Origin of the sequence: Nocardiopsis listeri NBRC 13360, from assembly GCF_001570765.1 — a bacterium.
GTDB lineage: Bacteria > Actinomycetota > Actinomycetes > Streptosporangiales > Streptosporangiaceae > Nocardiopsis > Nocardiopsis listeri.
Genome location: NZ_BCSH01000090.1, coordinates 1 through 26,986 on the forward strand (window position 1 = coordinate 1; position 26,986 = coordinate 26,986).

At 68.2% G+C, this 26,986-nt stretch carries 27 protein-coding genes; 8 read left to right on the top strand and 19 right to left on the bottom strand.

The annotated features are described in order from the left end of the window. Positions 1-60 precede the first annotated feature (60 nt). The gene (locus tag NLI01S_RS22675; RefSeq protein ID WP_067608195.1) at positions 61-1,068 is read left to right on the top strand and encodes an NADP-dependent oxidoreductase; all 1,008 of its coding nucleotides are present in this window, start codon (positions 61-63) and stop codon (positions 1,066-1,068) included. 411 nt (positions 1,069-1,479) lie between these two features. Then, on the top strand, positions 1,480-2,367 hold the full coding sequence (locus NLI01S_RS22680) for an alpha/beta fold hydrolase (RefSeq protein WP_067608198.1): 888 nt from the start codon (positions 1,480-1,482) through the stop codon (positions 2,365-2,367). A gap of 65 nt (positions 2,368-2,432) precedes the next feature. On the opposite strand, the gene NLI01S_RS22685 is transcribed toward NLI01S_RS22680, so the two are convergent. The 8 genes from NLI01S_RS22685 to NLI01S_RS22720 all read right to left on the bottom strand — a co-directional run bounded on the left by NLI01S_RS22685 (position 2,433) and on the right by NLI01S_RS22720 (position 9,967). Further along, the gene (locus NLI01S_RS22685) at positions 2,433-3,032 is read right to left on the bottom strand and encodes an HAD family hydrolase (protein ID WP_067608201.1); all 600 of its coding nucleotides are present in this window, start codon (positions 3,030-3,032) and stop codon (positions 2,433-2,435) included. Positions 3,033-3,225: 193 nt separating this feature from the next. Beyond that, complete coding sequence (locus NLI01S_RS22690; RefSeq protein ID WP_067608204.1) at positions 3,226-4,173, bottom strand: GNAT family N-acetyltransferase; 948 nt, start codon at positions 4,171-4,173, stop codon at positions 3,226-3,228. A 146-nt stretch (positions 4,174-4,319) separates the two neighbouring features. Further along, positions 4,320-5,546, bottom strand: a complete 1,227-nt coding sequence (locus tag NLI01S_RS22695) for a benzoate/H(+) symporter BenE family transporter (RefSeq protein ID WP_067608207.1) — start codon at positions 5,544-5,546, stop codon at positions 4,320-4,322. Between the two features lie 149 nt (positions 5,547-5,695). Continuing rightward, positions 5,696-6,049, bottom strand: coding sequence for an antibiotic biosynthesis monooxygenase family protein (locus tag NLI01S_RS22700; RefSeq protein WP_067608210.1), 354 nt, complete (start codon positions 6,047-6,049; stop codon positions 5,696-5,698). Positions 6,050-6,277: 228 nt separating this feature from the next. Continuing rightward, entirely contained in the window at positions 6,278-7,096 is an 819-nt protein-coding gene (locus tag NLI01S_RS22705) for an SDR family oxidoreductase (protein ID WP_067608213.1), read from the bottom strand. Between the two features lie 170 nt (positions 7,097-7,266). Then, positions 7,267-8,640 (bottom strand): glycoside hydrolase family 6 protein, encoded by a 1,374-nt coding sequence (locus NLI01S_RS22710; protein ID WP_157091111.1) that lies wholly within the window; start codon positions 8,638-8,640, stop codon positions 7,267-7,269. Positions 8,641-9,108: 468 nt separating this feature from the next. Beyond that, complete coding sequence (locus NLI01S_RS22715; RefSeq protein WP_067608216.1) at positions 9,109-9,531, bottom strand: hypothetical protein; 423 nt, start codon at positions 9,529-9,531, stop codon at positions 9,109-9,111. Positions 9,532-9,652: 121 nt separating this feature from the next. Beyond that, a complete protein-coding gene (locus NLI01S_RS22720) occupies positions 9,653-9,967 on the bottom strand; it encodes a hypothetical protein (RefSeq protein ID WP_067608219.1) in 315 nt (104 codons plus the stop codon). 439 nt (positions 9,968-10,406) lie between these two features. Here NLI01S_RS22720 and NLI01S_RS22725 point away from each other — a divergent pair, with 439 nt between their 5' ends. After that, entirely contained in the window at positions 10,407-11,240 is an 834-nt protein-coding gene (locus tag NLI01S_RS22725) for a MetQ/NlpA family ABC transporter substrate-binding protein (protein ID WP_067608222.1), read from the top strand. Between the two features lie 66 nt (positions 11,241-11,306). On the opposite strand, the gene NLI01S_RS22730 is transcribed toward NLI01S_RS22725, so the two are convergent. From NLI01S_RS22730 to NLI01S_RS22745, 4 genes are all read right to left on the bottom strand, one after another. Continuing rightward, complete coding sequence (locus tag NLI01S_RS22730) at positions 11,307-11,897, bottom strand: DUF305 domain-containing protein (RefSeq protein WP_067608225.1); 591 nt, start codon at positions 11,895-11,897, stop codon at positions 11,307-11,309. A 76-nt stretch (positions 11,898-11,973) separates the two neighbouring features. Further along, the gene (locus NLI01S_RS22735; protein WP_067608261.1) at positions 11,974-12,366 is read right to left on the bottom strand and encodes a hypothetical protein; all 393 of its coding nucleotides are present in this window, start codon (positions 12,364-12,366) and stop codon (positions 11,974-11,976) included. Positions 12,367-12,680: 314 nt separating this feature from the next. Next, positions 12,681-14,312, bottom strand: coding sequence for a glycoside hydrolase family 10 protein (locus tag NLI01S_RS22740; RefSeq protein ID WP_067608228.1), 1,632 nt, complete (start codon positions 14,310-14,312; stop codon positions 12,681-12,683). Positions 14,313-14,565: 253 nt separating this feature from the next. After that, complete coding sequence (locus NLI01S_RS22745; protein ID WP_067608264.1) at positions 14,566-15,105, bottom strand: type I-E CRISPR-associated protein Cas6/Cse3/CasE; 540 nt, start codon at positions 15,103-15,105, stop codon at positions 14,566-14,568. A gap of 307 nt (positions 15,106-15,412) precedes the next feature. Here NLI01S_RS22745 and NLI01S_RS22750 point away from each other — a divergent pair, with 307 nt between their 5' ends. Beyond that, entirely contained in the window at positions 15,413-16,492 is a 1,080-nt protein-coding gene (locus tag NLI01S_RS22750; RefSeq protein WP_067608231.1) for an RNA ligase (ATP), read from the top strand. A 34-nt stretch (positions 16,493-16,526) separates the two neighbouring features. On the opposite strand, the gene NLI01S_RS22755 is transcribed toward NLI01S_RS22750, so the two are convergent. Further along, a complete protein-coding gene (locus tag NLI01S_RS22755) occupies positions 16,527-18,029 on the bottom strand; it encodes a sodium:solute symporter (protein ID WP_067608234.1) in 1,503 nt (500 codons plus the stop codon). 19 nt (positions 18,030-18,048) lie between these two features. Further along, positions 18,049-19,272 carry an anhydro-N-acetylmuramic acid kinase gene (locus NLI01S_RS22760; RefSeq protein ID WP_067608238.1) on the bottom strand — a complete coding sequence of 408 codons (1,224 nt, stop codon included), beginning with the start codon at positions 19,270-19,272 and terminating at the stop codon, positions 18,049-18,051. Positions 19,273-19,555: 283 nt separating this feature from the next. On the opposite strand from NLI01S_RS22760, the gene argG reads away from it, so the two are divergent. Both argG and NLI01S_RS22770 read left to right on the top strand, forming a co-directional pair. Next, positions 19,556-21,001 carry an argininosuccinate synthase gene (argG, locus tag NLI01S_RS22765; RefSeq protein ID WP_067608241.1) on the top strand — a complete coding sequence of 482 codons (1,446 nt, stop codon included), beginning with the start codon at positions 19,556-19,558 and terminating at the stop codon, positions 20,999-21,001. Positions 21,002-21,145: 144 nt separating this feature from the next. Beyond that, positions 21,146-21,577, top strand: a complete 432-nt coding sequence (locus NLI01S_RS22770; RefSeq protein ID WP_067608244.1) for a Fur family transcriptional regulator — start codon at positions 21,146-21,148, stop codon at positions 21,575-21,577. Here NLI01S_RS22770 and NLI01S_RS22775 read toward each other — a convergent pair. Together NLI01S_RS22775 and NLI01S_RS25860 are read right to left on the bottom strand one after the other, a co-directional pair. After that, positions 21,532-22,263 (bottom strand): helix-turn-helix transcriptional regulator, encoded by a 732-nt coding sequence (locus tag NLI01S_RS22775; protein WP_157091112.1) that lies wholly within the window; start codon positions 22,261-22,263, stop codon positions 21,532-21,534. The genes NLI01S_RS22770 and NLI01S_RS22775 overlap by 46 nt on opposite strands. Next, a complete protein-coding gene (locus tag NLI01S_RS25860; protein WP_157091113.1) occupies positions 22,260-22,532 on the bottom strand; it encodes a ferredoxin family protein in 273 nt (90 codons plus the stop codon). The genes NLI01S_RS22775 and NLI01S_RS25860 overlap by 4 nt, the downstream gene beginning before the upstream one ends. 54 nt (positions 22,533-22,586) lie before the next feature. Here NLI01S_RS25860 and NLI01S_RS22785 point away from each other — a divergent pair, with 54 nt between their 5' ends. Then, positions 22,587-23,216, top strand: a complete 630-nt coding sequence (locus NLI01S_RS22785; protein ID WP_067608250.1) for a DUF2249 domain-containing protein — start codon at positions 22,587-22,589, stop codon at positions 23,214-23,216. On the opposite strand, the gene NLI01S_RS22790 is transcribed toward NLI01S_RS22785, so the two are convergent. Then, positions 23,213-24,199 carry a bile acid:sodium symporter family protein gene (locus tag NLI01S_RS22790; protein ID WP_067608253.1) on the bottom strand — a complete coding sequence of 329 codons (987 nt, stop codon included), beginning with the start codon at positions 24,197-24,199 and terminating at the stop codon, positions 23,213-23,215. The genes NLI01S_RS22785 and NLI01S_RS22790 overlap by 4 nt on opposite strands. Before the next feature lie 76 nt (positions 24,200-24,275). On the opposite strand from NLI01S_RS22790, the gene NLI01S_RS22795 reads away from it, so the two are divergent. Further along, positions 24,276-25,187, top strand: a complete 912-nt coding sequence (locus NLI01S_RS22795) for a LysR substrate-binding domain-containing protein (protein ID WP_067608267.1) — start codon at positions 24,276-24,278, stop codon at positions 25,185-25,187. Here the strand turns inward: NLI01S_RS22795 and NLI01S_RS22800 are convergent. Further along, complete coding sequence (locus NLI01S_RS22800) at positions 25,165-26,202, bottom strand: hypothetical protein (protein ID WP_067608256.1); 1,038 nt, start codon at positions 26,200-26,202, stop codon at positions 25,165-25,167. The genes NLI01S_RS22795 and NLI01S_RS22800 overlap by 23 nt on opposite strands. A gap of 178 nt (positions 26,203-26,380) precedes the next feature. After that, a complete protein-coding gene (locus NLI01S_RS22805) occupies positions 26,381-26,584 on the bottom strand; it encodes a CsbD family protein (RefSeq protein ID WP_067608258.1) in 204 nt (67 codons plus the stop codon). Positions 26,585-26,986: the final 402 nt, after the last annotated feature.

Sequence of the window (26,986 nt, forward strand, 5' to 3'; positions counted from 1 at the left end):
GGGTCTGAGTGAACAGCCCGGGTCTCGACGTTCGAAACGAACACAAACAGGGGGAGAAGCATGCCCGTTTCCAAGGAAGTCCACCTCGTCGCGCGACCCGACGGGGAGCCGAAGCCGGAGGACTTCGCGGTGATCGAGACCAACGTCGACGCGCCGGGTCCTGGCCAGATCCAGGTCCGCAACGACTGGATCTCCGTCGACCCCTACATGCGGGGCCGCATGAACGACACCAAATCCTACGTGGCGCCGTTCCGGCTCGGAGAGGTCATGGACGGTGGCGCGGTCGGAACCGTCGTGGCCTCGGAGAGCCCCGACGTGCCCGTCGGTGCGAGCGTCCTGCACTTCCAAGGCTGGCGCCAGTACGCGCTGATGGACGCCGCACGCGCCAAGGTGGTCGACACCGAGGCCGCGCCCGCCCAGGCCTACCTGAGCGCGCTCGGCATGGTCGGCCTCACCGCCTACGCGGGCCTGACCGCCATCGCCGAACTCAAGGAGGGCGACGTCGTGTTCGTCTCCGGTGCGGCGGGCGCGGTGGGCAGCCTCGCCGGGCAGATGGCCAGGCAACTGGGCGCGTCCAAGGTCATCGGCTCCGCGGGCGGACCCGAGAAGAAGCGCCGCCTGTTGGAGGAGTTCGGCTTCGACGCCGCCATCGACTACCGCGAGGGCGACCTGGAGGGACAACTCGCCGAGGCCGCGCCGGACGGCATCGACGTCTACTTCGACAACGTCGGCGGCGACCACCTGCGCGCAGCCATCCAGGGGATGCGCGTCCACGGCCGTGCCGCCCTGTGCGGGGCCATCTCGGTCTACAACGACACCGAACCGGCTCCCGGCCCCGACAACCTCGGCCTGCTCGTCGGTAAGCGGGTCAAGCTCCAGGGCTTCCTGGTCGGTGACCACGGCGACCTGGCCCCCGAGTACTACGAGCGAGCGGCCGGGTGGCTGGCGGAGGGCAAGCTGCACAGCAAGGTGACGGTGGTCGACGGGATCGACAACGCGGTCGACGCGTTCCTCGGAATGATGCGCGGAGCGAACACCGGCAAGATGCTGGTGCGTCTGCCCGCCTGACCCCGTTCGCGCCTCCTGAAAGAGAGCCGCCGGCCGGGGTGGTGGCCGGCGGCTCCGGAGTGCGTGAAATCACCATGGAGACCGTTTCTCGTCGGTGGTTCATCCGATCATCGAGAAATCCCATCACGTGGCCGATTCCGGTATCGACCGATCCGAGTTGAAAATAAACCTCTTTGGGGATCTATGACCGTTTCCGGTCGGGATCATAGGCCCCCGTACCAGGGAGAACACGCCCACCAGTGGGCACTTGGGCGTGGGTATGAATGCGCTCGACGCCACTGCCGGGCGACACCTTTTCGGGGGCTCGACCCTTGGAGTGGCCAGGCGCCCGACAGAGGCGTACAGTCCTCTCTTGGTGCGCCGGGAAGTCCGGTCGGTGAACACCTCAGCTCTCTACGCGAAATCAGATCCATGACCGTTGTCCCCCGTCGCGCCGCGCGCGTCTATCGCTCCGAGAACGCCGAGCGTTCCGTGCAGGCCTGGTGTCACAAGGCCCTGAGCCGGTGGCCCGACCTCGGACCGCTTCCACCCGTGGAGACCGGCCTGGGACCCACACAGGCCTTCCGTGCCCTGGGCGGGTCCGGAACCCCGGTCCTGGTCCTGTCGGGCACCAACTTCAACGCCGCCACCACGGTTCCCGCCGCCCGCGCGCTCGCCGCGGACCGGCCGGTACTGCTGGTCGACCCTCCGGGACAGCCGGGCTTGAGCTGCAACAAGCGCAACGCCGGTTCCCGGATGGAGGCCTACGGTGAGTGGCTCGACGAACTCCTGCCACAGATCACCGACCGCCCGGTCATCCTCCTGGGACACTCCCGGGGCGCCGCGATCGCGCTGTCCTCGACCCCGAGCCCACTGGTCGCCGGACTGATGCTGCTCAACCCCGCCGGGTTGACGGCCGCCGGGGTCAGCTCGGAGTCGATGCGCGTCACCCTGCCGTGGATGATCCACCCCAACGAGCAGACCAGCACCCGACTGATCGAGTTCCTCAGCGGCCCGTCCACGGACACCGACTGCGCCGAGTACCGCGCCGAGGCCGAGTGGTTGACGCTGGTGGCCCGACACTGCCGCACCAACTCCACACCGACTCCCCTGTACGGGGAGTTCTTCAGGGCCTGGGCCGGAACCCCGGTCACCGTGGCCACCGGGTCGCATGACCCGTTCTTCTCACCCGCACGACTGCACGGACCGGCCCGCCGCTTCCTGCACACCCAGGTGCGCACCATCGAGGGCGCCGGACACCTGTCCCTCTACGAACAGCCGGAGAAGGTCGCCGAACTCCTCCGCGAGTTGGACGCCTGAGAACCGACCGCCGACCCGCCGCGTCCGGTTTCCACCGGACGCAGCGGGAGCGCCGCCGCTGGGCCTCACCCGTGCGACAACGCCGATCGCAGGTCGGACACCGTCGTGAAACGGTGTCCCCGCAGTCCCAGATCCCGCGCGGCCGCCACGTTGGTGGCGTTGTCGTCCACGAACAGGACGCCCTCGGCGGGGGATCCCAACCGTTCCAAACACCACTCGAAGGCCGCGGCCTCGGGTTTGGCGTGACCGATTCGGCAGGACAGTCCCAGCACCGGGAACAGGCCGAGCACTTCGGGGAAGCGTTCCTCGAACCGTCTCGCGAGGTCCTCGGGGATGTTCGACAGCAACCCGACGGGTCTGCCCGACGCGGCCAGCCCCTGCACCACCTCGACGGACTCGTCGTTGATCCGTGACCAGCTGTCCAGGTCCAGGGTGATCAGGTGCTCCACCTGTTCGGGTGTGAAGGGCGTGCCCAGACGCTCACCGACCGCCTTCCAGTACGTGGGACCATCGAGGTCGCCCCGGTCATAGGGTTGCCGCCGCGCCCAATAGGCCTCCCAGAAGGAGTCGTGGTCGTGGCCGGAGAATTCCACCATTTGTTCGCGGACCCGCACCGACTGGTCCATGGCGACCACACCGAACATGTCGAACAGCACGGCGTTCACGGGTTTCCCCCCCAGGATTCGAGATCGAGTACGAAGGATCTCCCTACCCGCGCCCCGCCTCCGCCAACCCGGAGGCGGGGTTTCTTCGTGTGATCGGGACCGTGCTCCCAGATCAGGCAGCAGGACCTCGTCGACGACTCATGGAGGAACCCGAACGACACCCGCGGTTCCCGCGGCGCCAGGAGAAGACCGCCTACTCCCACACCATGGTGACCATCCCACTGATGGTGTCGTAACCGGCGCGTTCGAAGGCGCGGGCCATCGGTACGTTGCCCAGGTCCGTCGCGGCCCGGATGTGGGCCACGCCCGCCTCCCGCAGCACGCGACCGCCCTCGGCGACCAGGTCGTCGATGTACCCGTTGCCACGGTGCTCGGGAAGCACCGCGACGTAGGCGATGATCGGGTGGTAGGCGTTGCGGGCCGGGACCACGAAGCCGACCGGTTCACCGTCGGGCGACGTCGCCACCCGCCACCACGAACGCGGTGTGGTGTAGGCGGCGAACTCGTCGGCGAAGTTGGCCTCGGCCACCTCACGCGCGGACTTCTCCCGCAGGTCGGCCTGGTCATGACAGTCCAAGGTCCCGTCCAGGGCACGGACCATGAGGTCGAGGATCTCCGTGGTGTCGGTGATCTCGCGGAATCGGAGTCGGTCGCCGACCTCCGGTTCACGGGAACCCTCCCGCCACTCGAAGCGCAGCCGCTCGGTGAGCGGCCGACCCCCGGTCTTCTCCAGAGCGGCCATCAGGTCCTCGACCATGGACCGCTGTTCGGGGTCCTCACGCCAGTCGGCCGGAAGGAAACGCAAGTACTCGGGCCAGGTCGTGGCCTCGCCGAGGACGGTGGCGGCCGCGGCGCGCACCAGGTGCTCGGCCACGGCGACCCGATCGACGTCGGGGGCGTCCACGACGTCGAACACATCGAGCAGGAGGGGATGTTCGTCCTGGTCACGGCACCACCAGGACAGACGACCGATGAGGCGGTCGCCGTGCGTGGCCACCCACATCCACTGCGGGCGGCGACGGCCCTCGGCGATGTCCACGGGGAACTCGTCGTTGAGGGCGTAGGGGAACCGGTTGAAGAGGTCGAGCTCCTCGGGGCCGGTGATGGTGCGGATGGTCAGGTCGTTCGGAAGAACGGTCAAGGCTTCACCTTCGTGTGGTGCGCCCGCCGTCACCCTGGTCAGCGTCGGAAGCCGACCGCGGAAGCGGACGCGGTGATCATGCGGAACATCGAGAACGCCTCCCTTCTCGTCGTGTGCTCGCACCGTCGTTCGGTGCGAAGGGTCAGTTATAGCGCACGCTTTTCTCGCGGGGCAAGGGATTTTTCGGCATCGCTTCGTCGGCCCCACCGGGTGATCGCCAGGGTGAGAGCACCGGCGAGCAGGCCCCAGAAGGCCGACCCGACACCGAACAGGGTGAACCCCGACGCCGTGGCCAGGAAAGTCACCACCGCGGCCTCGCGCGCATCGGTGTCCGCCGTCGCCGAAGCCAGCGAACCACCTATGGTGCCCAACAGTCCCAGCCCCGCGATGGCCAGGATCAGCGAGGAGGGCAGCGTGGCCAACAGGGACGCCACGGTCGCGCCGAACACCCCGACCCCCAGATAGAAGACCCCGGCCCACGCCCCGGCGAGGAACCGACGATCCCGGTCGGGGTGTGCCTGCGGGCCGGTGCAGATCGCGGCGGTGATCGCCGCCAGGTTCATGCCGTAACAGCCGAACGGGGCCAGTACCAGGTTGGTCGCCCCGGTCCAGGCGATCACCGGCGAGATCGGCACCTGGTAGCCGTCACCGCGCAGAACGGCCACACCGGGCAGGTTCTGGGACGCCATCGTGACCACGAACAGGGGCAGGCCCACGCTCACCAACACCTGCCAGGAGAACTCCGGCGCCACGAAGACCGGGGTGGCCAGGGCCAGGTCCACCGAACCCAGGCGCAACGACCCCTCGAAGGCGGCGGCCAGGCCACCGGCGAGCAACGCCGACAGGACCGCGTACCGGGACAGCCACCTTCGGCACACCAGATAGGTCGCGAACATCGCGAACACCACCGCGAAGTCGCCCTCCATACCGCTGAACAGGCCGATCCCGAACTGTAGGAGCACACCGGCCAACAATCCGGCGGCCAGAGGGACGGGGATCCTGTCCATGACCCGTTCGAACCAACCGGTCACCCCGCTCAGGGTGATGAGCGCGGCGGAGAACAGGAACGCCCCCACCGCCTGGGCCATGGTCACCCCGTCCAGACCGACCGCCAACAACGCGGCGCCGGGGGTGGACCAAGCGGTCACCACCGGCGCCCGGTATCGCAGGGACAGACCCACGCAGGTCACGGCCATGCCCACACCCAACGCCAGCATCCAGGACGCGGTCTCTCCTGGGGAGGCCCCCGCGGCCTCGGCGGCGGTGAACACGATCGCGGCGGAGCTGGTCACCCCGACCAGGACGGCGATGAGTCCGGCGGCCATGGCGGACGGGGCGAAGACGAGTCGGATACGACGGACGAACTTCCTCATGGCGGACCATCCTGGCGTCCCATCCTCGACGAGGGCACGGTGCCCCCCACCGAAACCCCGTCGGCCGTGATGGCCGATGACGCGACGATGGCCTCATGCACCCCGAGGGCGTGGCCGTGGTCGTGGGGCTCTGGCGCAGAGCCGAGACCTCAGCCCTTGGCGACCACGTGTTGGACGACCTCGAAGCCCCAGATCTCACTGTTGGTCGCGGCCGGACCACCGTGCCCGCCGTGCGCGTGCCCGTCCTTGTGTGCGTCGGCGGCGGCCTTGGCGTGGCCCTTCTTGAAGTCCTGGCCGTTCACCCAGTTCTGGAAGTCCTCCTCCGACCGCCAGCGGGTGTAGACGAGGTACTTGTCGGTGCCCTCGACCGGGCGCAGGAGCTGGAACTCCTCGAAGCCCTCCTGGCCCTCCACCAGCCCGGCGCGCTTGGCGAAGCGCTCCTCCAACGTGGCCCCCTCGCCTTCGGGGACGGTCAGGACGTTGAACTTGACGACACTGGTCACGCTTGCTCCTCGGGTCGGTTCGATAACCACTGAGGCCAACCTAAGGGGTGTCTTCCGAGCGCGGGGCCGGGGTGTGCCCTCGCGTGCCCCGCCCCGGCTCGCTCGTACGCGTGGGGGTCCGTCGTCTCACCGATTGGCGTTCTCGTGGTCGCCGGCCGCATGTTCGCCCTGTTGCCGGGATCGATTGTGCGCCGCCCTGCTTTCAGGACGCTTATGGTCCTCGTCGAATCAGCGCAGTCCGTGCTTGCGCGCCACGATCCGCAGCATCACCGAACGCGGCAGCAGCCGTCGCAACGCGAACACCAGGGGAGCGTTGCTGCCCACCGCGTACAGTGGCCGGGGCGAACGCGCCTCGATCGCCCTCAGCACGGTCGCGGTCACCTTCTCAGCCGAGATCCCCTTGGCCTCGTTGGTGTTGAGCGTGTTCACCATGGTGCGGTAGTCGGCCTCGAACGGGGACCCCTCGGCCACGTACTGGGTGCGACGTTCGCTGATCCCGGTGTTGATCGAGCCCGGCTCCACCGTGGTCACCCCCACACCGAACGGGGACACCTCGCGCCGTGTGGCGTCGGAGAAGCCCTTGATGGCCGCCTTGCTCGCCACGTACGAGGACCGGAAGGCCAACGGGAAACTCGCCAGCATCGACCCGACCATCACCACGCGCCCGTGGCCGCGGGCGCGCATACCCGGCAGTAGCAGTTGGGTCAGACGCACCGCCCCGAACACGTTGAGTCGGAACACCCGCTCCACCGCGTCCATCGGAAGCTCCTCGATGGGCCCGTTCTGGCTCTCCCCGGCGTTGTTGACCAGCACGTCCACGTCGCCGGCGGCCTCCGCGCACGCCTCCACGGACGCGTAGTCGGTCAGGTCCAGGGCCAGGTACTCGACTCCGGTGATCGGCTCGGCGACCTTCTCCGGTGAACGGCTCGTCCCGAACACGCGGTAGCCGCGCTCGACCAGGGCGGCGGCCACGGCCGCGCCGATTCCGGAGGAGGCCCCGGTGACCAACGCGGTCCGGCGGGCGGTCGGTGGGGTGGGGGAGGACATGGTGGGCCCTTCGGGTCGAGGTGGGGTCAGACCTACCCAACGGTAGCCATCTCCACGACGAAAGGCTCGGTCGGGGCACACGGCGGGCGCCCGCGCACCCCCGTGGGATGCGCGGGCGCCCGGACCCGGGAAGGGGATCCCACCCGTCGGTCGGAAGGCGTCCAACCCTCCTACTCGATCGGCGGGTGGGCGTTGGCGAGCAGCTCCTGGAACTGTGCGGAGAACCAGTGGCCCGAGACCGGAGCGTCCGGCAGGGCACCGCTCATGTTGTGGCCGTTGCGCGGGTTGCCCTCGTAGGTCGGGTCGCACATCCGGTCGAAGCCCTTGCCCTCGTCGTTCGGGATCTCCTCGCTCGAGCCGTCGGACTCACCCGGAGGCTTCATCCACACGTAGGCGTGGATGCCCGGCTCGGGGGCGGCGGTGGGGCGCTCACCCAGACCCGCGCCGGACTGGTTGCACCAGTTGCCGGACTGGATGCGCTGGTCGTAGCGGCCGCCGTCGACGTAGGCGTCGACGTCGGTCTCCGGGCCCGGGCCGGCGGGACGGTCGGGGCCGCCCCAGCCGTTGCGGGAAGTGTCGATCAGCATGCCGATCTCGGAGTCGAACCCGATCGAGGCGAGCTCGTCGCGCAGGGCCTGGGAGAACGAGAGCTCGTCGGTGTAGTTGTTCCAGTCCACCCACTGCGACTCGCGCACGCTCGTGCCGTTGACCTGGTCGGTGACGGCGAAGTTGTCCTCCTCCAGAGCCGAGTAGTTGGCGGTGTTGGCGATGAAGCCGTGCACGTCGTCGGGGGAGGCCCCGTTGGTGTTGGCCGCCTCGTAGAACAGCTGGGCCGAGGCGCTGAAGTTGTCCTCCCAGCCGATCCAGCCGTGGTGGCCGGCGTCCACGTAGTTGTAGACGTTCTCGATGGCGCCCAGCTTCCCGAGGGCGTAGCCGACCCCGTTGACGTAGTTGCCGTTCTCGAGCATCTCGTCGCACTCGGGGGTGGCGGTCTCGCGAGGGGAGACATTGGTGACCAGGTTAGGCAGCGAGTCGATCTCGATGGTGGTGACCACGCGCAGCGAGGTGTCCTCGTAGTCGGCGAGAATCTCCGCGATCGGGTCGATGTACTCGGATTCGTAGCGGTCGATCTCGTCCGGACCCAGCTCGCCGTTGGAGGCGAGGGCGGCACAGTCGCGACCGGGCAGGTTGTAGACGACCAGCTGGAACACCAGGGGTTCACCGGCGGCCTGTTCCACCGCCTCGTCCAGGTGGTCGCGCAGTCCCATGTCGCCGGTGGTGGGGCTGTCGTTGCCCTCGATGGCGCCGATGCGATCCATCCACACACCGGTGGGCTCGTCGGCGACGGCCTCGCCACCGGGTTCGGCGGCGGCGTTGGCCGACCAGATCGGGTTCACGTAGACGTCGGCGCCGACGTAGGGGTTATCGACGCGCTCGGCGGCGGAGAGCGCGTGGGATCCGGAAAGCACGAGGCCGAATCCAGCGGCCACGGCCAGTCCACCGCGGACCCATCGGGTCCTTTTCACGGCACGGTTCTTTGTCATCTCGATTTCTTCCTCAAGGGTGAGCGGGGGTGAATCCACCCGGTGCGAACGAAGCGTCGAGGGGACGAGGCTTCGTTCGCGATCGACGCCGGAGAGTTCCGGGTTTCCGGCGTTGACCTGGGCGGACATGGAAGGGGAAGGGGGGATGGTCTGAACGGGAGAGTTGGGAGCGCTCCCAGTCAGGGGATCGAAATTTCCTTGCAGTGCTGTTGTGTAAGGTGGGCGAGCGGGTTTTCACGGCCTTGTCTGGGTCGCTTCCAACCCGTTCGCTTTCCAGAACCGTAGCCATTCAATGGTGATATGTAAATACCATATGACGTAGATATTTCTGGTACTCGATACCTGCTTGCGTAATCGCAGGTGAATGGTTGATTTATGACTGTTCAGTAATAACCTGGAGTCGTCGGGTGGCCACGCACTGCTTCCGGTCGGCGCGCCGGCGCGGGCCACATGTCGACGAACGGGGGTTCAGCGTCGACGCTCGCAACTCTCGAGTACCAGGGACAGCCCCGCGCCCAGTAGCCAGAGGTCCTTGGACAAGCCCAGGCCCTCATCGGTCGGGGCCAGGCTGCGGGGTTTGTGCATGCCGGGCGTGCGCAGGTACAGGCCGAGCAGGCCCGCGGCGAACGCGCTCAGCCCGGCCCCGGCCAGCTTGTTGGGGACGAGGGGGAAGAGAAGGGCGGTGCCCAGGGCTATCTCTCCGGCCGACAACGCCCGGGTGAAACTGACCGGGTCGACCTTGTCGAGGAAGGGGTAGGTGCCGACCGCCATGCCGTGCACCCCCATCGCGGTGTCCTCGTCGGCTCCGCGCTTGCTCAGTCCGGAGTTGAGGATGGAGGCACCCGTGGCGAGGCGCAGGACCATCTGGTGCGGGCTGACGGGCGACTTCATTGGAGCTCCCTGACTTTTCGACGATCGGTAATCACCTAGGGTAGTCAGAATGCTACGCAGGTCGTCGCCCGGAAGTCGCCCCCGCGCGCCGAGTACCGGCAGGACGGGCGAGGGCGAGGCGTCAGTTCTCGTCGGTGATGTGGCCGCGGATCCCGTCTGCGGCGGCGCCCATCGGGTCCTCGGCGATCCCGCCCCACGTCTCGGCCTGCTCCTGGAAGCCCTGGGCGGTCTCGGTGACCTCTCCCAGGGCGCCCTCCTGAGCCTCCTGGGCCACGGTGTCCAGGCCGCTGTCCTGGGCGAACTCGCCGACGGCGCCATCACCCAGGCCCTCGACCGCGGCCCCGGCCTCGTCCGCGGCGCCACCGGCCCCATCGATCAGGTCGCCGGCGGTGTCGCCGAACAATCCCTTGAACCACTCGAACACGTCGGAGAGCATCGTCCTCGTTCCATCCCCGGGGGCGCGCCCCCGTCCTGGTGTCGTCAACGGCAAGTCTGCTCACCCGCGGTAAGTAGACGGTAAGGGGTGGCGGGGGGTGTGGGGTCGGATGGTGCCCCAGGGCGTCACGGGGCGTGCGAACGCCCGGACCCCCGCTACTCGGGCGGATCCGGTATCCACGAACCCGTCGGTGGGGGCTCCCCTGGGAGGAGTGAGGGGGCTGGAAGGCCTCGGTCCGGTGAATACGGTGCGTATTCGAAACGAGGTGATCCAACGCCGTCCCGGCCGCGACGCTTCAGGGGAGGACTCCTCTTTTGGCAGGTCAGAGCGTGTGTACTTGGTCACTGGGGCTGGACTTCTCGGGTTAATCCTTATTTAATACTTAAAAGGTAGGAAACCCCCCGGTCTCGTACGTACACGCCACACCCGAAGGACTCCCATGCGTCGCGCCGTATTCGCCGTCCCCGCCGCCCTGGCCCTGCTCGCGGTGTGTGCCTGTGGCGCCCCCTCCGAGAACAACACGGAGGCGGCCGAGGGTGAGGAAGTCCTCAGCGTGGGGGCCACCGCCGTGCCCGCCGGCGACATCCTTCGGTTCGTCGAGTCCGAACTCGCCGCCGAAGCGGGTCTGACCCTGGAGATCCACGAGTACTCCGACTACATCGCGCCCAACGCCGCGCTCGCCGAGGGCCAACTCGACGTCAACCTCTACCAGCACGAGCCGTTCCTGCTGGAGTACAACGAGGGCAACGACACCGACCTCGTCGCGGTCGAGCAGATCTACCTGCCGCCGCTGGGCCTGTACTCCAAATCCGTGGACGACATCGCCGACCTGGCCGAGGGCTCCCAGGTCGCGCTGCCCAACGACCCCACCAACGAGTTCCGGGCGCTCCTGCTGTTGGAGCAGAGCGGGCTCATCACCCTGGCCGAGGGCATCGACGAGGCCACCTTCAGCCTCTCCGACATCGAGGAGAACCCGCGCGACCTGGACTTCCGTGAGGTGGAGGCCGCCCAGCTGCCCCGTTCGCTGGACGACGTCGACGCCGCGATCGTCAACAACAACTACGCGCAGGAAGCCGGGCTGGACTTCGAGAACGACTCGATCCTGCTGGAGGAGTTCGAGGGCAACCCGTACGTGAACATCCTCGCCTCCCGCGCCGACAACACCGACGATCCTCGGATCGAGGCGCTGGTCGACCTGCTGACCTCCCCGGAGACGGTGCGCTTCATCGAGGAGACCTACGAGGGCAGCGTCATCCCGGCCACCGCCGGCTGACCCCGAACGGCGTTACGACGTCCCGGACCCGCACGGGCCCGGGACGTCGTCGTTCGTCGCCCGAGATCAGCGCTCGCGGCCGTCCGCGCCGAGCAGGTCGTTCATGTGCGCGATCTCCTCCTCCTGGGCGTCGATGATCTCCTGGGCCAACTCCCGGGCCTGGGGATCCACACCCTCGTCGAGCTCGGTTCGGGCCATCGTGACGGCGCCCTCGTGGTGCAGGACCATGAACTCCAGGAACAAGGCGTCGAATGCGTCCCCATCGGCGGGCTCCAACTCGGCCATCTGTTCCTCGGAGAGCATTCCGTCCATCTCCGCGGGATCCATGTCGTGGGCCACCTCGGCGCCCCATCCGTCCAGGAGCGCCTCCATCTGTTCGATCTCCGGCCCCTGGGCGGCCCGGATCTGTTCGGCCAGGGGCCGGACCTCGTCACCGGCACGGGTGTCGGCGAGGTCGGACATCTCCACGGCCTGCTCGTGGTGCGGGATCATCATCTGCGCGAAGTGCACGTCCGCGTCGGTGTGTTCGGTGACCTGCCCCTGGCTCTGCGGTGTGTCGGTCTCCGTATCGGCGTCGCCGCAGGAGGTGGCGAACAGGACGGCTGCCAAGGCCACGGCCAGGGCACGGTGGTTCAGGGCACGCTTGTCGAAGGTCATCGGTTCCTCGTCTTCCGGGTTCACTGGTACACGCATGGCGAGCGGACGGGCCGACGGGGTCGGCGTCCGCGGGCATCTAGACGCGCAGAACCTGTAAGCGAACCGGAGAGGGATCGTCGGGAGCCGGTGGGAAGAGCGGGGACGGCCGACGCGTGGGCCCCGTGGACAGGATCGGTCCGCCCGGCCAACGGTGGAACGCGACGGTGGCAACCCCGAGCAGGGAGACGGTGAAGGCCCCGACGGTCAGACAGAGCGAGGTGGGATCGAGTTCGGGCAGGTCCGAGGCGGGTTCCGCCACGGCGTTCCCCATCACGTCGTGGGCGGCCGCCGGACCCGCGACGGCGTGGGCCTCGTGCTGGAGGTGTCCCAGTGTGTGCATGGCCCCGAGCCCGAACAGCAACGCGACCAGTAGCAGGACGCGCGCCCACGCGCGTCCCGTGCCCTGTGGCCGCCGTTCGATCCTCGTCATGGACGCCACCCTACCTGTACCCCGCGGGGGTATCAGGCCTGTTCCTCCCGAAGACCGGAGGTTCCGTGACGCCGTTGGTCAGGGAGGGGTGCGCAGGCCGGACCCCGGCCTCGCGCCCTCCCGGTTCTCCCCGCTGCGCGGGTCCCTAGGACCTGACGTAGGCGAACACGCTCAGGCCCGATGAGGCCGCGAGCCGGCGTGTCCGGCCTCCCCGAGGAGTCGACACGGGTCGGTGCCGAGTGCGAGGAAGACCCCGACCGAACATGAGGGGCCCGGTGGTCACCGGGCCCCTCATGCGCTCTTCGAATCGGTTCCTAGGGAAGCCGTACCGCTTCGCCCACCCGGCTCTCGTGGTGCAGGCGGTCCAACGCGGTCACGTAGTACGTGGTGTCCGAACCATCGGAGACGTCGAAGGTCGCCGCCCCGTCCGAGTCGGCGCGCACCGTGCCCAGCATGTTGCGCGGGTCCTCGACGCCGCACTCGCCCTGCTCCGGCTCGGGCTCTCCTTCGAAGCCGTACACCGCGTAGTAGGCGGGGGCCTCACCCGAGCCGGCCGTGATCTCCAGCGTGCCGTCGTCGGTCGCGCTCGCCGCCGGCGGCTCGGGCGCGGCCCCGCCCAGGTCCTCCTTGACCGGGACCAGCGCCGGACTGGAGTAGTGGTCCGCCACCACGGTCTCCATGGCCTCCTGGGCGTTGCTGCGCAGCGAGTTCGCGCTGAAGTACACGTCACCGTGCACCCCCGCGTGGTCTCGGTTGAAGTCCAGGTGCGAGGAGAGTTCGTTCGGGTCCGACCAGGCGCCCTCGTTGCCGACCTTGTAGGCGGCCTGCCCGATGTACAGATGGGTGTCGGTGCTCGCGGCGACCTCCTCCCACCAGGGGACCAACGCCGCGTAGTCGGCCACGGGGAGTCCGATCTCCCAGTAGACCTGCGGGTTGATGTAGTCGAGCCAACCCTCGGTGACCCACTTGCGGCTGTCCGCGAACTGGTCGTCGTAGGACTGCGAACCGCTGGTCTGGGAGCCCTCGGGGTCGGTGGAGGAGTTGCGCCAGATCCCGAACGGGCTGATGCCGAACTTCACGTGCGGCTTGGTGGCGTTCACCGCCTCGCTCATCTCCCGGACCATGGTGTCGACGTTGTCGCGCCGCCAGTCCTCGATGTCGTCGAATTCGCCACCGTGTTCGGCGAAGGTGTCCTCGTCCGGGATCTCCTGCCCCTCGGCCGGATAGGGGTAGAAGTAGTCGTCGAAGTGGACGCCGTCGAGGTCGTAGTTCTCCACCGAGTGCATCATCGCCTCGATCACGAACTCGCGCGCCTGGGGGATCCCGGGGTTGTAGTAGAGCTGACCGTTGTACTCGAAGACCCAGTCCGGGTTCTGTCGGGCGGGGTGGTCCTCGACCAGTTGCGAGGGGTCGTCGTGCATGGCGACCCGGTAGGGGTTGTACCAGGCGTGGAATTCGAGGTTGCGGGCGTGCGCCTCCTCGACCGCGTACTCCAGTGGGTCGTACCCGGGGTCGCCGCCCTGCTCTCCGGTCAGCCACTCCGACCACGGTTCGTGGGGTGAGGGCCAGAACGCGTCAGCGGTGGGCCTGACCTGTACGAACACCGAGTTGAGGCCGTTGTCGACGGCTTCGTCGTAGAGGTCGTTCAGTTCGTCCTTCTGCTCGTCGGCGCTCAGGCCCTGCTGGGAGGGCCAGTCGATGTTCTGCACGCCGGCGATCCACTCGGCGCGCATCTGCCGTTTGGGCGGCGCCTCGGGATCGGTCTCGCAGGCGTTCCGCGCCTGCGGGGAGGGTTCGGCGAGGGCCTGGGGCGCGTGCAGGAAGGCCGCGGTGAGTGCGGCGGTCAGGGCACCGGCGAACAGCGCCGTGCGTGCGGCGGTGCGGGGGATCGGAACCGTGGTTGATCCGGTGCGCGCCGTGGGGCGGTTCCGGTTCGAGTACGCCAAGGTTGCTCCTTTGGGCTTTCTGTCGTGCGGGCGGGGCCCGGAAGGGCCTGGTGGGTCCGTTCCGGGTTCCCTGTGCGACGGTCAGCTCGGGCCTAGGAGAAAACCTTCATGATTTGGCCCTTGAATGCAACACTCCTACGCAAGGTTGGTCACAATGCGTCTTATGCGGTGTATGTGGCATTCAGGGTGGTTATGTCAGCCTTTGTCGTGGTCGAATCGCGTGCTTCGGTTGCGAAAGGTCCGTTCCCGGTCTTTACGCCTCCTGCGTGAGCAACAGGCCGGCCCCGGTCCGCAACCCCGCACCGATCCCCTTCAACGAGAGCTCACGCAGTCGCTCGCCGTCCACCACCCTGGCGAGCCCGTCGAAGTGGTATCGGGCCGGCCGACCGCCCAGGTGCTTCCACCCCACGGAGGTCACCTCCAGCGCGCCGTCCAACCGCCGGTCCAGCCACGCCTCGAACCCCGACTCGGGAACCGGGACGCGCTTGCCGCTCTTGCCGTCCTCGCCACGCCGCTCCGTGGGGGCCGAGATCAGCTCCCACTCGACCGTCTCACCCGCCCGGTGCAGGGGCATCGGATGGAACGTGGCCGAGACCGCGCCGGGCAGTTTGCCCCAGGCCGGGGCGGTGTCGGAGCTGACCAGCAGCATGTCCGGGGCCAGCCGCGCCCACAGCACCCGGGCCTTCGCTTCCGGGTCGGGTTCGACGGCCCCGCGCACGGCCTTCCCCATCACCGTCCACTCCTGCATTCCGGTGGCGCGATACGGATCGAGGCGGATGTTGGTCAGGTACAAGGAGATCCGTTCCGGTGTTCGTCCCCGCGGGGAACTCGTGGGGGCGAGGCCGTCCGACCCCGCCACGTCGACCCTCCACTCTAGAGGTCCGGCCCGGCCGGGCCGGTTCGGGCCTGGGATGATCCCCGGATGGACCAGGAACCCGAATGCGCCGAGTGCGGTGGCACCGTCGCCCCCGACGGACACGACAACGTCACCGCGCTCCTCCTGCGAGTCCCCGCCCCGACGGCGAAAAACCCTTTGTGAGCCCGGTTCCGAATCGGCGATAGTCGCACGGACACGAACACCACCCCCAGGAGGTTCGAGCATGTCCACCCTTCGGGTGACCGCCGAGCGACTCACGATCCTTCCGCACCCCAACGCCGACGCCCTGGAACTGGCCAAGGTCGGCCTGTTCCACGCCGTCGTGCCCAAGGGCGCCTACCGGACCGGTGAGTGGGCGCTCTACATCCCGGAACAGGCCATCCTGCCCGAGGACCTCATCGACGAGCTCGGGCTGACCGGTCGCCTCGCCGGTTCCAAGGCCGACCGGGTCAAGACCGTGCGGCTGCGCGGTCAGGTCTCCCAAGGCATCGTGTGCCGCCCCAAGAGGCTGGCGGGTCGGGACCTGGCCGCCGAACACGAGGCCGGCACCGACTTCGCCGACGACCTCGGGGTCACCAAGTGGGTGCCGGAGGTACCCATCCACATGAGCGGCGACGTGCTGCCCGCGCCGGACCTCCTGCGCTGGATCGAGATCGAGAACGTCAAGCGCCATCCCGACGTCTTCACGCCGGGGGAACCGGTCGTCGCCACGGAGAAGATCCACGGCACGGCCTGCCTGTACACGCTCGTGGCCGACACCGACGAGGAGTTCGTGTCCTCCAAGGGACAGGGCGGCGGAAGCCTCGCTCTGGCCGACGACGGCAAGAACCTGTACTGGAAGTCGGTGCGCGCCCACGCGGTCGGTGCGGCCGCGCGAGCGCTGGCCCGTCGGTTCGGTGCCCGCCGGGTGGGCGTGTTCGGTGAGGTGTTCGGCGCCGGGGTCCAGGACCTGAAGTACGGCGAGACCGCCCACGGAGACCGGCCCGGATACGCGGTGTTCGACATCGCCCTGGACGTGGACGGCGAGCGGACCTGGCTGGACGCCGTGGACCTGCGCGACGTGCTCACCGAGGTCGGCCTGCCGGCGGTACCCGTGCTGTACGAGGGGCCCTACGACGAGAAGGCGCTGTTCGAAGCGGCCGATGGCAAGGAGACCTGGAGCGGTAAGGGGACCAACATCCGTGAGGGTCTGGTGGTCCGACCGGCCCGTGAACGGTTCTCCGAGGTGCTGGTGGGACGGACGATCGCCAAGTTCGTCTCCGACGTCTACCTGACCCGCAAGGGCGGCACCGAGTACGAGTGAGGCGGCCGGGGGCGACCGCCTCACTCGTCCACGTTCAGGGACGTTCCTCCCCCGCGGGGGCGGGGGAGGGATCGGCCCCGGCGGTGGGGGAGTCGTCGCGGTGCCGCCGCGACAGCAGGTACCCCAACCCCAGCGTGATGGCGGACCCGATCGCGGTGTACCAGGTGAAGCCCACCAGCTCCGGCTCGAACAGGAACAGCCAGGCCATCGTCGCCACGGCCACCGCGAAGGCGATGGCGGCGTCGGCCTGCCGGGCCCGCCGAACCCACAGACCGAGGAAGAACGCGCCCAGCAGGCCGCCGTAGGTGATGCTGGCGACGGACAGTCCTAGTTCCACCACCGGGTTGTCGGTGCCGGTGAACATGGCGGCCGCCCCGATGAACACCAGCCCCCAACCCAGGGTGAACAGACGGCTCATCCGCAGTGCCTGCCCGTCCTCCAAGCGGCGACGGGAGAACTTCTCGTACAGGTCGGCCATGGTCGAGGACGAGAGCGCCGACAACGACGACGACAGGGTGCTCATCGCGGCCGCCATGATCCCGGCCAGGAGCAGCCCCGACAGTCCCGCGGGCAGCCCCTCGGCGATGAACACCGGGAACAGTTCGTCGGAGGTGCTCATCCCCAACTGTTCCACGGTGGCGCGCTCGAAGTAGGAGTACAGGGCCAACCCCACGGTGAGGAACAGCGCGAACTGGACGAACACCACCACGCCGCTGACGATCACGGCCTTCTGGGCGTCGCGCAGCGTGCGGCACCCCAGGAGCCGCTGCACGATGAGCTGGTCGGCGCCGTGGGAGGCGGTGGAGAGCAGGGCGCCGCCCAGTACCGCGGTGACCGTGGCGTAGGGGGCGGAGATCGGGTTCGAGGTGAAGTCCAGGAACCGGGTCTTGCCCTCCTCCGCCGCGACAGTCAGGAAGTTCACGTCGATGCTGGTGGAGATGACGACCAGGGCCACCACACCACCGACGCAGTACAGACCCATCTGGAGGACGTCCACCCAGACCACCGCGCGGATGCCGCCGACCAGGGTGTACAGGATGGTCACCACGCCCATGGCCGCGACGATCGTGAAGTAGGAGGCCTCCAACCCGATCGAGTCCAGGATGATCTTCATCGGGATGGCCGCCGCGAACAGGCGCACACCGTCGGCGAGCAACCGGGTGAACAGGAAGGTGACCGAGGCGGTGGCCTGCATGCCCCGGCCGAAGCGCAGCCCGAGGTAGGCGTAGGCCGTGGTCATCTCACCTCGGTAGTACCGGGGTAGCAGCAGGTAGGCGACCACGATCCGACCGATCAGGTAGCCCACGGCGACCTGGAGGAAGGTGACGTCGCCCAGGTAGGCGACCCCGGGAACGCTGATCACGGTGAGCGCGCTGGTCTCGGTGGCCACCACCGAAAGGCACACGGCCCACCAGGGCAGTTCGCGGTTGCCGATGAAGTAGTCCTTGACGTCGCGTTGGCGACCGGACAGCTTCAGGCCCAACCAGGCCGAACACAACAGGTAGACGATGATGACGACGATGTCGACGGTCTGCACCGGCGGCTCCTCCGGGCGATCATGGTGCGGGGTGGACACGGCCGCGGGGTTGCGGCGGTCCGGGCCGGCCTCGCGCGGCCTCGATCCGAAGGCGCGCGGGTGCCTGTGTGGCGGGTTCGGGAAGGCGCAGGGGCTCGGTGCCAGGGGTGAAGCGACCCGCCACGGTCGAGCGGTGGGCTCCCGTGCAGCCGGTGACCACACCGGGGATCCCGTGCCAACTCAGGAAACCGATCAGCGCGAAAAGGTACGCCTCCTTGGCGTCCCCGTCCACCCCGATCGCGTCGCTGAAGGTGAGTCGGGCCGGCTCCAGATGGGCGGCCAGACGCTCCACCAACACGGGGTTGCGGGTGCCGCCGCCGGAGGCGATCACCTCCCGCACCCCGTGCGGACGCAGGGCGTCGGCGACGGTGGTCGCGGTGACCTCGACCAGTGTGGCGAGCAGGTCCCCGTCCTCGGGGCGGGCCACCTCGCGCAGTGCCTCCTCCAGGTAACCGGGGCCGAACAGCTCCAGTCCGGTGCTCTTGGGCGGGGCCAGCCGGTAGTAGGGCTCGGCGAGCAGGTACTCCAGCAACTCCGGATCGGGGGTCCCGGTCCGGGCGAGCGCGCCGTCGACGTCCAGGTCGCGCTCTCCGTCACTGATCAGACGCATCGCGGCGTCGAGCAGTGCATTGGCGGGACCGGTGTCGAAGGCCAGGGGCGGGGCGTCCTCGCGCACCACGGTCACGTTGGCGATGCCGCCCAGGTTGAGCGCCGCGGTGGGCCCGTCGCGATCACCCAACAACAGGGTGTCCATGACGGCGGCCAACGGTGCGCCCTGACCCCCCGCGGCCACGTCCGCCGAGCGCAGGTCGGACACCACGGGAAGCCCGGTGGCCTCGGCGATCCATGCCGGCTGGCCCATCTGGAGGGTGGCGTGCACGGTGGATCCGGTGACCCAGTGGAAGAGTGTCTGCCCATGGGAGACGACCAGGTCGGCGCGGCCACCGCAGAAGGTCCGCATGGCCTCCGACGCCGCCTCGCCGAACTCTTGGCCGATGCGGGCGTCGACCTGGCACACCGTCTCCAGTGTGGTGTTCGCCGGTGGCAGCGTCGCGCGGATCTGCCACCGCAGCGCGGTCGAGTAGGGGCGGGTGAGGTGGCCCAACGGGGTCAGCCGGACCAGGTCGCCGTCCAGTTCGAGCCGGGCGGCGGCGACGTCGATGCCGTCGGCAGAGGTACCGGAGGACACGCCGATGACGATCATGGTGCTCCTGCTTCGGGGAGATAGGGGGTGTTCGGTGCCGCTCGCGGCCCCGACAACCGGCCCGCACCGTTCGGAGAACTCACAGTGTGCCACCGATATACCGTCCGTCGCGGGCGCGTCAACCTTTTCCGGGGCTCGTTCCCGGGGCTCGTCCGACGCACGGTGTGCGGACGTCCCGCAAGTCGATCGGTACGTCGCCCGAGGGCGGTGGGATGACCAGGCTCACAGCATCGGTTCGTGATCCGAATTGCATGTTCATTCATAAGGGTGCATGCTTATATGCATGTCCAAGGTACTCACTTCCCTCCCCGCCGGCGAGCGCGTCGGAATCGCCTTCTCCGGAGGCCTCGACACCTCTGTCGCGGTCGCGTGGATGCGCGAGAAGGGTGCCGTCCCGTGCACCTACACCGCTCACATCGGCCAGTACGACGAGCCCGACATCGAGTCGGTGCCCGGCCGCGCCACCGCCTACGGGGCGGAGATCACCCGCCTGGTCGACGGCCGTGACGCCCTGGTCGAGGAGGGGCTGGCCGCCTTGGCATGCGGTGCCTTCCACATCCGCTCGGGTGGTCGTCCCTACTTCAACACCACGCCCCTGGGCCGCGCCGTCACCGGCACCCTGCTGGTCCGCGCCATGCTCGAGGACGGGGTGCAGATCTGGGGCGACGGCTCCACCTACAAGGGCAACGACATCGAGCGGTTCTACCGCTACGGTCTGCTCGCCAACCCCTCCCTGCGCATCTACAAGCCGTGGCTGGACGCCGACTTCGTCAACGAGCTCGGTGGCCGCAAGGAGATGTCGGAGTGGCTGGTCGAGCGCGGCCTGCCCTACCGGGACAGCACCGAGAAGGCCTACTCCACCGACGCCAACATCTGGGGCGCCACCCACGAGGCCAAGTCACTGGAACACCTCGACACCGGCATCGAGATCGTCGACCCCATCATGGGGGTCCGTTTCTGGGACCCCGAGGTCGAGATCGTCCCCGAGGACGTCACCATCGCCTTCGACAAGGGGCGTCCGGTCACCATCAACGGCAAGTCCTTCGACTCCGCCGTCGACCTGGTCCTGGAGGCCAACGCCATCGGTGGCCGTCACGGGCTGGGCATGTCCGACCAGATCGAGAACCGCATCATCGAGGCCAAGAGCCGCGGCATCTACGAGGCCCCCGGCATGGCGCTGCTGCACGCCGCCTACGAGCGTCTGGTCAACGCCATCCACAACGAGGACACCATCGAGGCCTACCACAACGATGGTCGACGCCTCGGTCGCCTCATGTACGAGGGCCGCTGGTTGGAGCCGCAGGCCCTGATGATCCGCGAGTCCCTCCAACGCTGGGTCGGCACGGCCGTCACCGGCGAGGTCACCCTGCGGCTGCGCCGCGGTGAGGACTACTCGATCCTCGACACCAGCGGTCCGGCGTTCAGCTACCACCCGGACAAACTGTCCATGGAGCGCACCGAGGACTCCGCGTTCGGCCCCGGCGACCGCATCGGCCAGCTGACCATGCGCAACCTCGACATCGCCGACTCCCGCGCCAAGCTGGAGGACTACTCCCGGCTGGGCATGGTCGGCAGCGAGCACCCGACGACGATCGGCGCCGCCCAGGCGGCCTCGACCGGCCTCATCGGTTCGATGCCCGAGGGCGGAGCGGAGGCCATCGCCTCGCGCGGTGCGGTCGACGAGGACGAGTGGCTCGACCACGCGGCCATGGAGTCCGGTACCGACTAGGTTCTGCCTTACCCGAACACGGTCGGCCGCCCCGAAGACGACGGGGCGGCCGACCATCGTGCGTTGGGGCCGGTGGGATTCCCGGGGCAAGATGGAAATATCCCATAACTTGACTGACTCCAGAAAACGCTGCACACTGGGAGTATGCCAACCCCTTCGGATTTCGAGCACATGCTGCGCGAGTCCGCTCTGCGGGTGACGGGCCCTCGGATAGCTGTGCTCTCCGCCGTGCACGACAACCCGCACGCGGACACGGAATCGATCATCGACGTCGTGCGTGGGAAACTCGGCACGGTCTCCAACCAGGCCGTCTACGACGTTCTCAAGGCGCTGACCACCTCCGGCCTGGTGCGACGCATCCAGCCGCAGGGAACCGTCGCGCGTTATGAGACGCGCGTCGGAGACAACCACCACCACGTGGTGTGCCGTTCATGCGGAGCCATCGCCGACGTCGAGTGCGCCGTCGGCCACGCGCCCTGCCTCACCGCCTCCGGCGGCCACGGTTTCGCCATCGACGAGGCCGAGGTCGTCTATTGGGGCGTGTGCGGCGAGTGCTCCTCGGTAGGGGTTTCCTGAACGTTCCCGCCGGTCGGGCGGACGTTGTTCAGATGGGCCGAGCACAGGTCCGGTTCGACGAAGGCGTCGAGCCGGTCGACGGTGACCTCGGAGTCCCACGCCTCCATCGCGCCCCGCATCAACCCCAGGTGCAGCGAGCACACCACCTCGCGGCGCTCCAGCGCCAGCTCCAGGAACGGGCAGTGCCGTAGGTCGATCCGCCGACCACCGCCGCCCGTGTCGGCGGGACGCTCGGGATCGAAGTCCAACTCGGCGAGCATGAGTCTCAGTCGATCGACCGCATCCGAAGAATCGCCCGCCCCTCCTCCCGGTCCCGTGCCCACGGCCTGTCTGCGGCCCCAGGCCCGGCCCGCCTCGATCGCCCGCTGCCGTGGGTCGGTGGTGCCGGCGAGACTCTCGGTGAGCGCCTCGGCCAGCGCGAGATAGTGTCGCGGTCCCTGCGGATCCATGCCCTGGACCGGCCGGTACAGACGGGCCGGGCGCCCCGGAACGCCACGTTCGGCACTGAGGTGTTCGACCTGACCGTTGGAGACCAGTGTCGCCAGGTGGAACCGGACGGTGTTGGCGTGCACGCCGAGCCGCTCGGCGATCTCGATGATCTCCATCGGCCTGCGTGTCTCCCGCAGGACCCGCAACACCTCTTCGCGGCGCCCTTTCGGTCGTCGTCCCGTCCTCGACTCGGTCAACCCTCTTCCTTTCTCGGGCCCTGAGGGGGCGGGCCCGCCACCAACGGGGTGTCCACCCCCGGCGGTCCGAGCCCGGTCGCGCCTCCGGGCGGGTCCAAGGCTTCCTCGCGGCAGGGCGGCGCCCGCGCGAAGAACCTCTCGTTGCCGGCCGGGTACGGCTCGAACCCTACCGGCGGGTCGCCCTCGTGGTAGGTCGTCTCGACCGGGCACTCGTCCACACGCGCTCGGTCCAGGCCGTCCACACATGGTTGCGCGATCACAGGGACCATGCTCTAGAGTTTACACAAGTCAGTGTTGTAATAACTATCCGGCAGGAGCGGAAGATGGAATCGAAGGAAGCGGACACCCCCGAGGTAGCGGTTCTGGACGTTCGTGGGATGCGCAAGCCCGACAAACACCCCACGATCTTCCGCACCTACGCCGACCTGCCGGTGGGTGGAGCGTTCGTACTGGTCAACGACCACGATCCGAAACACCTGCGAGATGAGTTCGAGGACGAGTACGCGGACGGCTACGGCTGGGACTACCTCAACCGCGAGACGCGCGACTGGCGGATCCAGATCACCAAGGAGGCGGCCACGGCGCTGCCCCGCGTACTGGTCGACACCTCCCAGACCACGGCCGACAACACCCGGGCCGACATGACCGGTGCCCTTTGGAAGCTCCAGCCGCGTGAGCGAGACCTGGACTCCCAGATCCTTGAACTCCGGCCCGAGGGAACGATCGAGACGCACACCGGGCCCGACTTCGACGTGCTCGTCCACGTCCTGTCCGGCGGCGGGCACGTGGACACCGAACTCGACACCGTCGACCTCGCGCCCGGCGCCGTGCTGTGGTTGCCCCGACGTTCCCGACGGAGCTTCACCGCCGGTCCCGAGGGGTTGCGCTACCTGAGCGTGCACCGTCGCCGCCAGGGACTGCCACTGGCGGACCGAGGTTCCAACGCCTCCTAACTCTCGGTGGCGGTCGCCGGCGCCGGAGCCCCGGAGGAGGCCCGGCGGGCGATCACCGCGCAGACGAACAGCTGGATCAGGTGGAAGATCATCAACGGCAGCACGTACATCCCCACCTGTTCCGACGGGAACAGCAGGATGGCCATGGGGAGCCCGCTCACCTGGCTCTTCTTCGAGCCGCAGAACATCAGGACGATCCGGTCGGCCCGTTCCATCCGCAGCACGTGGCCCAGTCCGGTGAACAGGGCGAGCACGATCGCCAGGAGCACACACGAGACCAGGACGACCATGAGCAGCTGCGTGGGCGGGACGACCTGCCACAGCCCCTGAGTCACACCGACGCTGAACGCCGCGTACACCACCAACAGCACCGACCCCTGGTCGACCACCGACACCACGCGAGAGTGCTCCTTCAACCACGGTCCGACCCGTCGGTGCAGCAGCTGACCAGCGACGAAGGGCACCACGAGCTGCCCGAAGATCCCGAGCAACGACTCCGGGGTGATCTCCACCGCCGACCCCAACAGGAACGCGGCCAGCAGCGGGGTCAACACCACTCCGAGCACGTTGGAGACCGACGCCGAGCTCACCGCCAACGCCACGTTGCCACGGGCGATCGAGGTGAACGCGATGGAGGACTGCACGGTCGACGGCAGGATGCACAGGAACAGGAAACCCGTGGCCATCACCGGGTTCAGCACCGAGGACGGCAACGCCGCGATCCCCAGGCCGAGCAGCGGGAAGACCAGGAACGTGCAGGCCAGCACGAGCAACTGGAAGCCCCAGCGGGAGAACCCTTGCCGGGTCTGCGCGGGAGAGAGCTTGGCCCCGTGCAGGAAGAACAACAGGCAGATCGCCACGACCGTGATGTGGTCCAAGGCGTCCGCCGCCACACCACGCGCCGGCGCGAACGTCGCCACCACGGGCAACAGCAGCAACAGCAGTAGGAACGGGTCGATGGCGCGGCGCAGACGGGAGAGCATGTGTCCACTCTCCCGGCCGAATGGTCATTCGGAAACAGAGATACCGTACTGACTGTATTCAGATAACGTGATGACCATGCGCAGCGAACTCGACCTGGTGCGGGTACGCACCTTCGTCACGGTGGCCGGACAGCTCAGTTTCTCCGGGGCGGCACGGCGGCTCGGCCTGAGTCAGTCCGCGGTGAGCCAACACGTGCGACGCCTGGAGACCACGCTCGGGCGGACATTGCTGGAGCGCGACACCCACGCCGTGCGCCTGACGGCGGCCGGAGAGGCCTTTTTGGGATACGCCCAACGCATCCTCGACCTGAGCGACGAGGCGATCGGCGCCGTGGTCTCCTCCGAGCCGCGCGGACGCGTGCGGTTCGGTGTCTCCGAGGACTTCGCCCTGACCCGCCTACCGGACTTCCTGCGCCGCTTCCGCGCGCTCCACCCGTACGTGGACCTCGAATTCACCGTCGAGCTCAGCGTGACGTTGCACCGACGGCTACGGGCCGGGGAACTCGACGCCGTACTCGCGATGCGCCTGAACGCCACCACGGGTGTGGACGCCTTTCGGCCGCGAATCCTGTTCCACGACCCGTTGGTGTGGGTCTCGGCCCCCGACGTCCGCATCGACGAGGACGAGCCGGTCCCGTTGGTGCTCTACCCCAGACCCAGCCTGACCCGCGACGCCGCGCTGGACACCCTGATGTCCGCCGGACGCGCACATCGGGTGACCTGTACTTCGGGGAGCCTGAGCGGACTCCGCGCGGCGGCCCTCGCCGGGCTCGGCGTCATGCCGTTCGCGCGCTCGCTCATTCCAGACGGGTTGGTCCACCGAGACCACGGACTGCCCGAACTACCCGAGACGGCCTTTGTACTGATGACCCGCGGCACCACGTTCCCTCCAGCCGTGCGGGCTCTCGTCGAAGCACTCCAGGACGACCATCGCGTACTGCGGGGCGATAGGGAAGGAACAGCGCTCAGCGGCGGGGACCTCCAGTGACCTCCTCCGCCGGCGTGACGGCGTCGCCCTCCTCGACCGGACGTAGAGAGCCGACCAGCGCGCGCAGCTCCGTCAGGTCGGCGCCCTCCCACGATTCGATCTCGACGAAGACACCCGGTAGCCATTCCAGCCGTACGAGGAGATCGAGGTGGCCCGAGTGGCTCTCCCTCTCCTCGACGAGCATGACGGTGTGCCCGGCCTCCTCGACCTTTTCACAGACGTAGCGCTCGATGTCGCAGCGGTGGCCGAGCGGGTCCGCGGAGCCGATGTCCTCGGGGGAACCAGGCCCGTCGTTGACGAAATCCGCCCAGGAGGTGATCTCGACCCGTTCACCCGAGGGGTTCTCGTAGTCGATCGCGAAGTAGTCATCCTGTTGGTTCAAGACTTCGACGGCCGACCACCCCTCGGATTCCAACAGGGCGGCCCGGTCCGGGTACTCGGAGACCGTCCGAACCACCTTGTCGAACGCCTCCTGTTCGTCCTCTACGACCGAGGCCCAGTCCATCGCGAGTCGCAGGACGACCACCACGACGACGATCGCGCCGGCCCACCGAAACCCCCGGTCGCTGCTCGACACGAACGTGATCGGTACGGCGAAGGCGAGGAACGCGGTGGCGACCAGAGCGGATGGTAGAAGCACGTCGATGACCAGGACGTCGAGGAGGGCCTTGGTGACGAACAGTTGGAGGTGGACCACGACCATGGTCGCGGTCAGGAACCAGAAGGTGGCGGTGGGGTGGGGCAGCCGCACCCACCGAAACAGTGGCCAGAGAAGGGCCAGGCCACCGCACACGGTGAGGAACACGGCGGAGACGAAGGCCGGGATGACCGGGTCGGGTTCGGGAGGGGGATCCTCGTAGACGGCGCCGATACCGACGAACATCGCGGTGAGCCCGGGAATCAGTAAGAGCAGGAACATGTACGACACCCCACCGATGAGTAGGGCGGCGATCGGGCTGCACCCGAAGGGCGGGTTGGAATCGTCGAGGGAGTCGGTGGAAGCGGGGGAGTCCACGGTGCGGTGACCTCTCCTACGTAGACGCGGGGTGAGTGTGTGGCCGCACCTTGGGATGCACGGACCGACCCGTCGGGTTCCGCTTCGCCCCAACGACCAACGAAGGGCCGGCCCGAGAGTTCGGGCCGGCCCTTGTACGTCTGTACGGGGTATGGGGTGAGTGGTTCGGGGCGTGGGGTCAGCGTTTGCCCGCGCGCAGGTCGCGCACGGTTCCACGGATGCGGTCCTTGAAGTTCGAGGTGCGCCGGATGGCCTTTCCCTTGAACTGTTCGAAACGGCCACGGGAGCGCATCCGGGAGTTCCCCGTCGCCCGCCCGGCCAGTTCCCTGACCCTGCCGCGTACCTGGGTGGCATTACCCCTGAGTTTCTCCGACCGGCTCATGAGCCCTCCTCCTGAAGGATCGGTGGCGTCGCTTGCCTGTCTCACTCGGATACCTGCCACTTCTGCGGGATTTCATGCGGACATGACCCGGAGAAATCGAGGTGGCATGGAGCACACTCACGCCTCGTTCGTGGACTGAGTCATTGGCATGGTTGGAGAATCGAAATGGAACCCAAGCGTCTGAACTGCGCGGTTATCCGATAGAGGATCAATAAGTTGTTCAGGGATTTTCTCGAAGGACCCGAGGGAGCTTCGGCTTGGAGGAATGGGTATGGGGGCTTTGGTGGGGTGTTGTGTGGGTGGCTCGGGTGGTTGGTGGGGCGCCTGGGCTAGATAGCCCTGGGGTTGTTGGGCGGGGTGGGGGTGGGTTCTCCCTCCTTCCCCGCCGCGTGATCGTTGCCG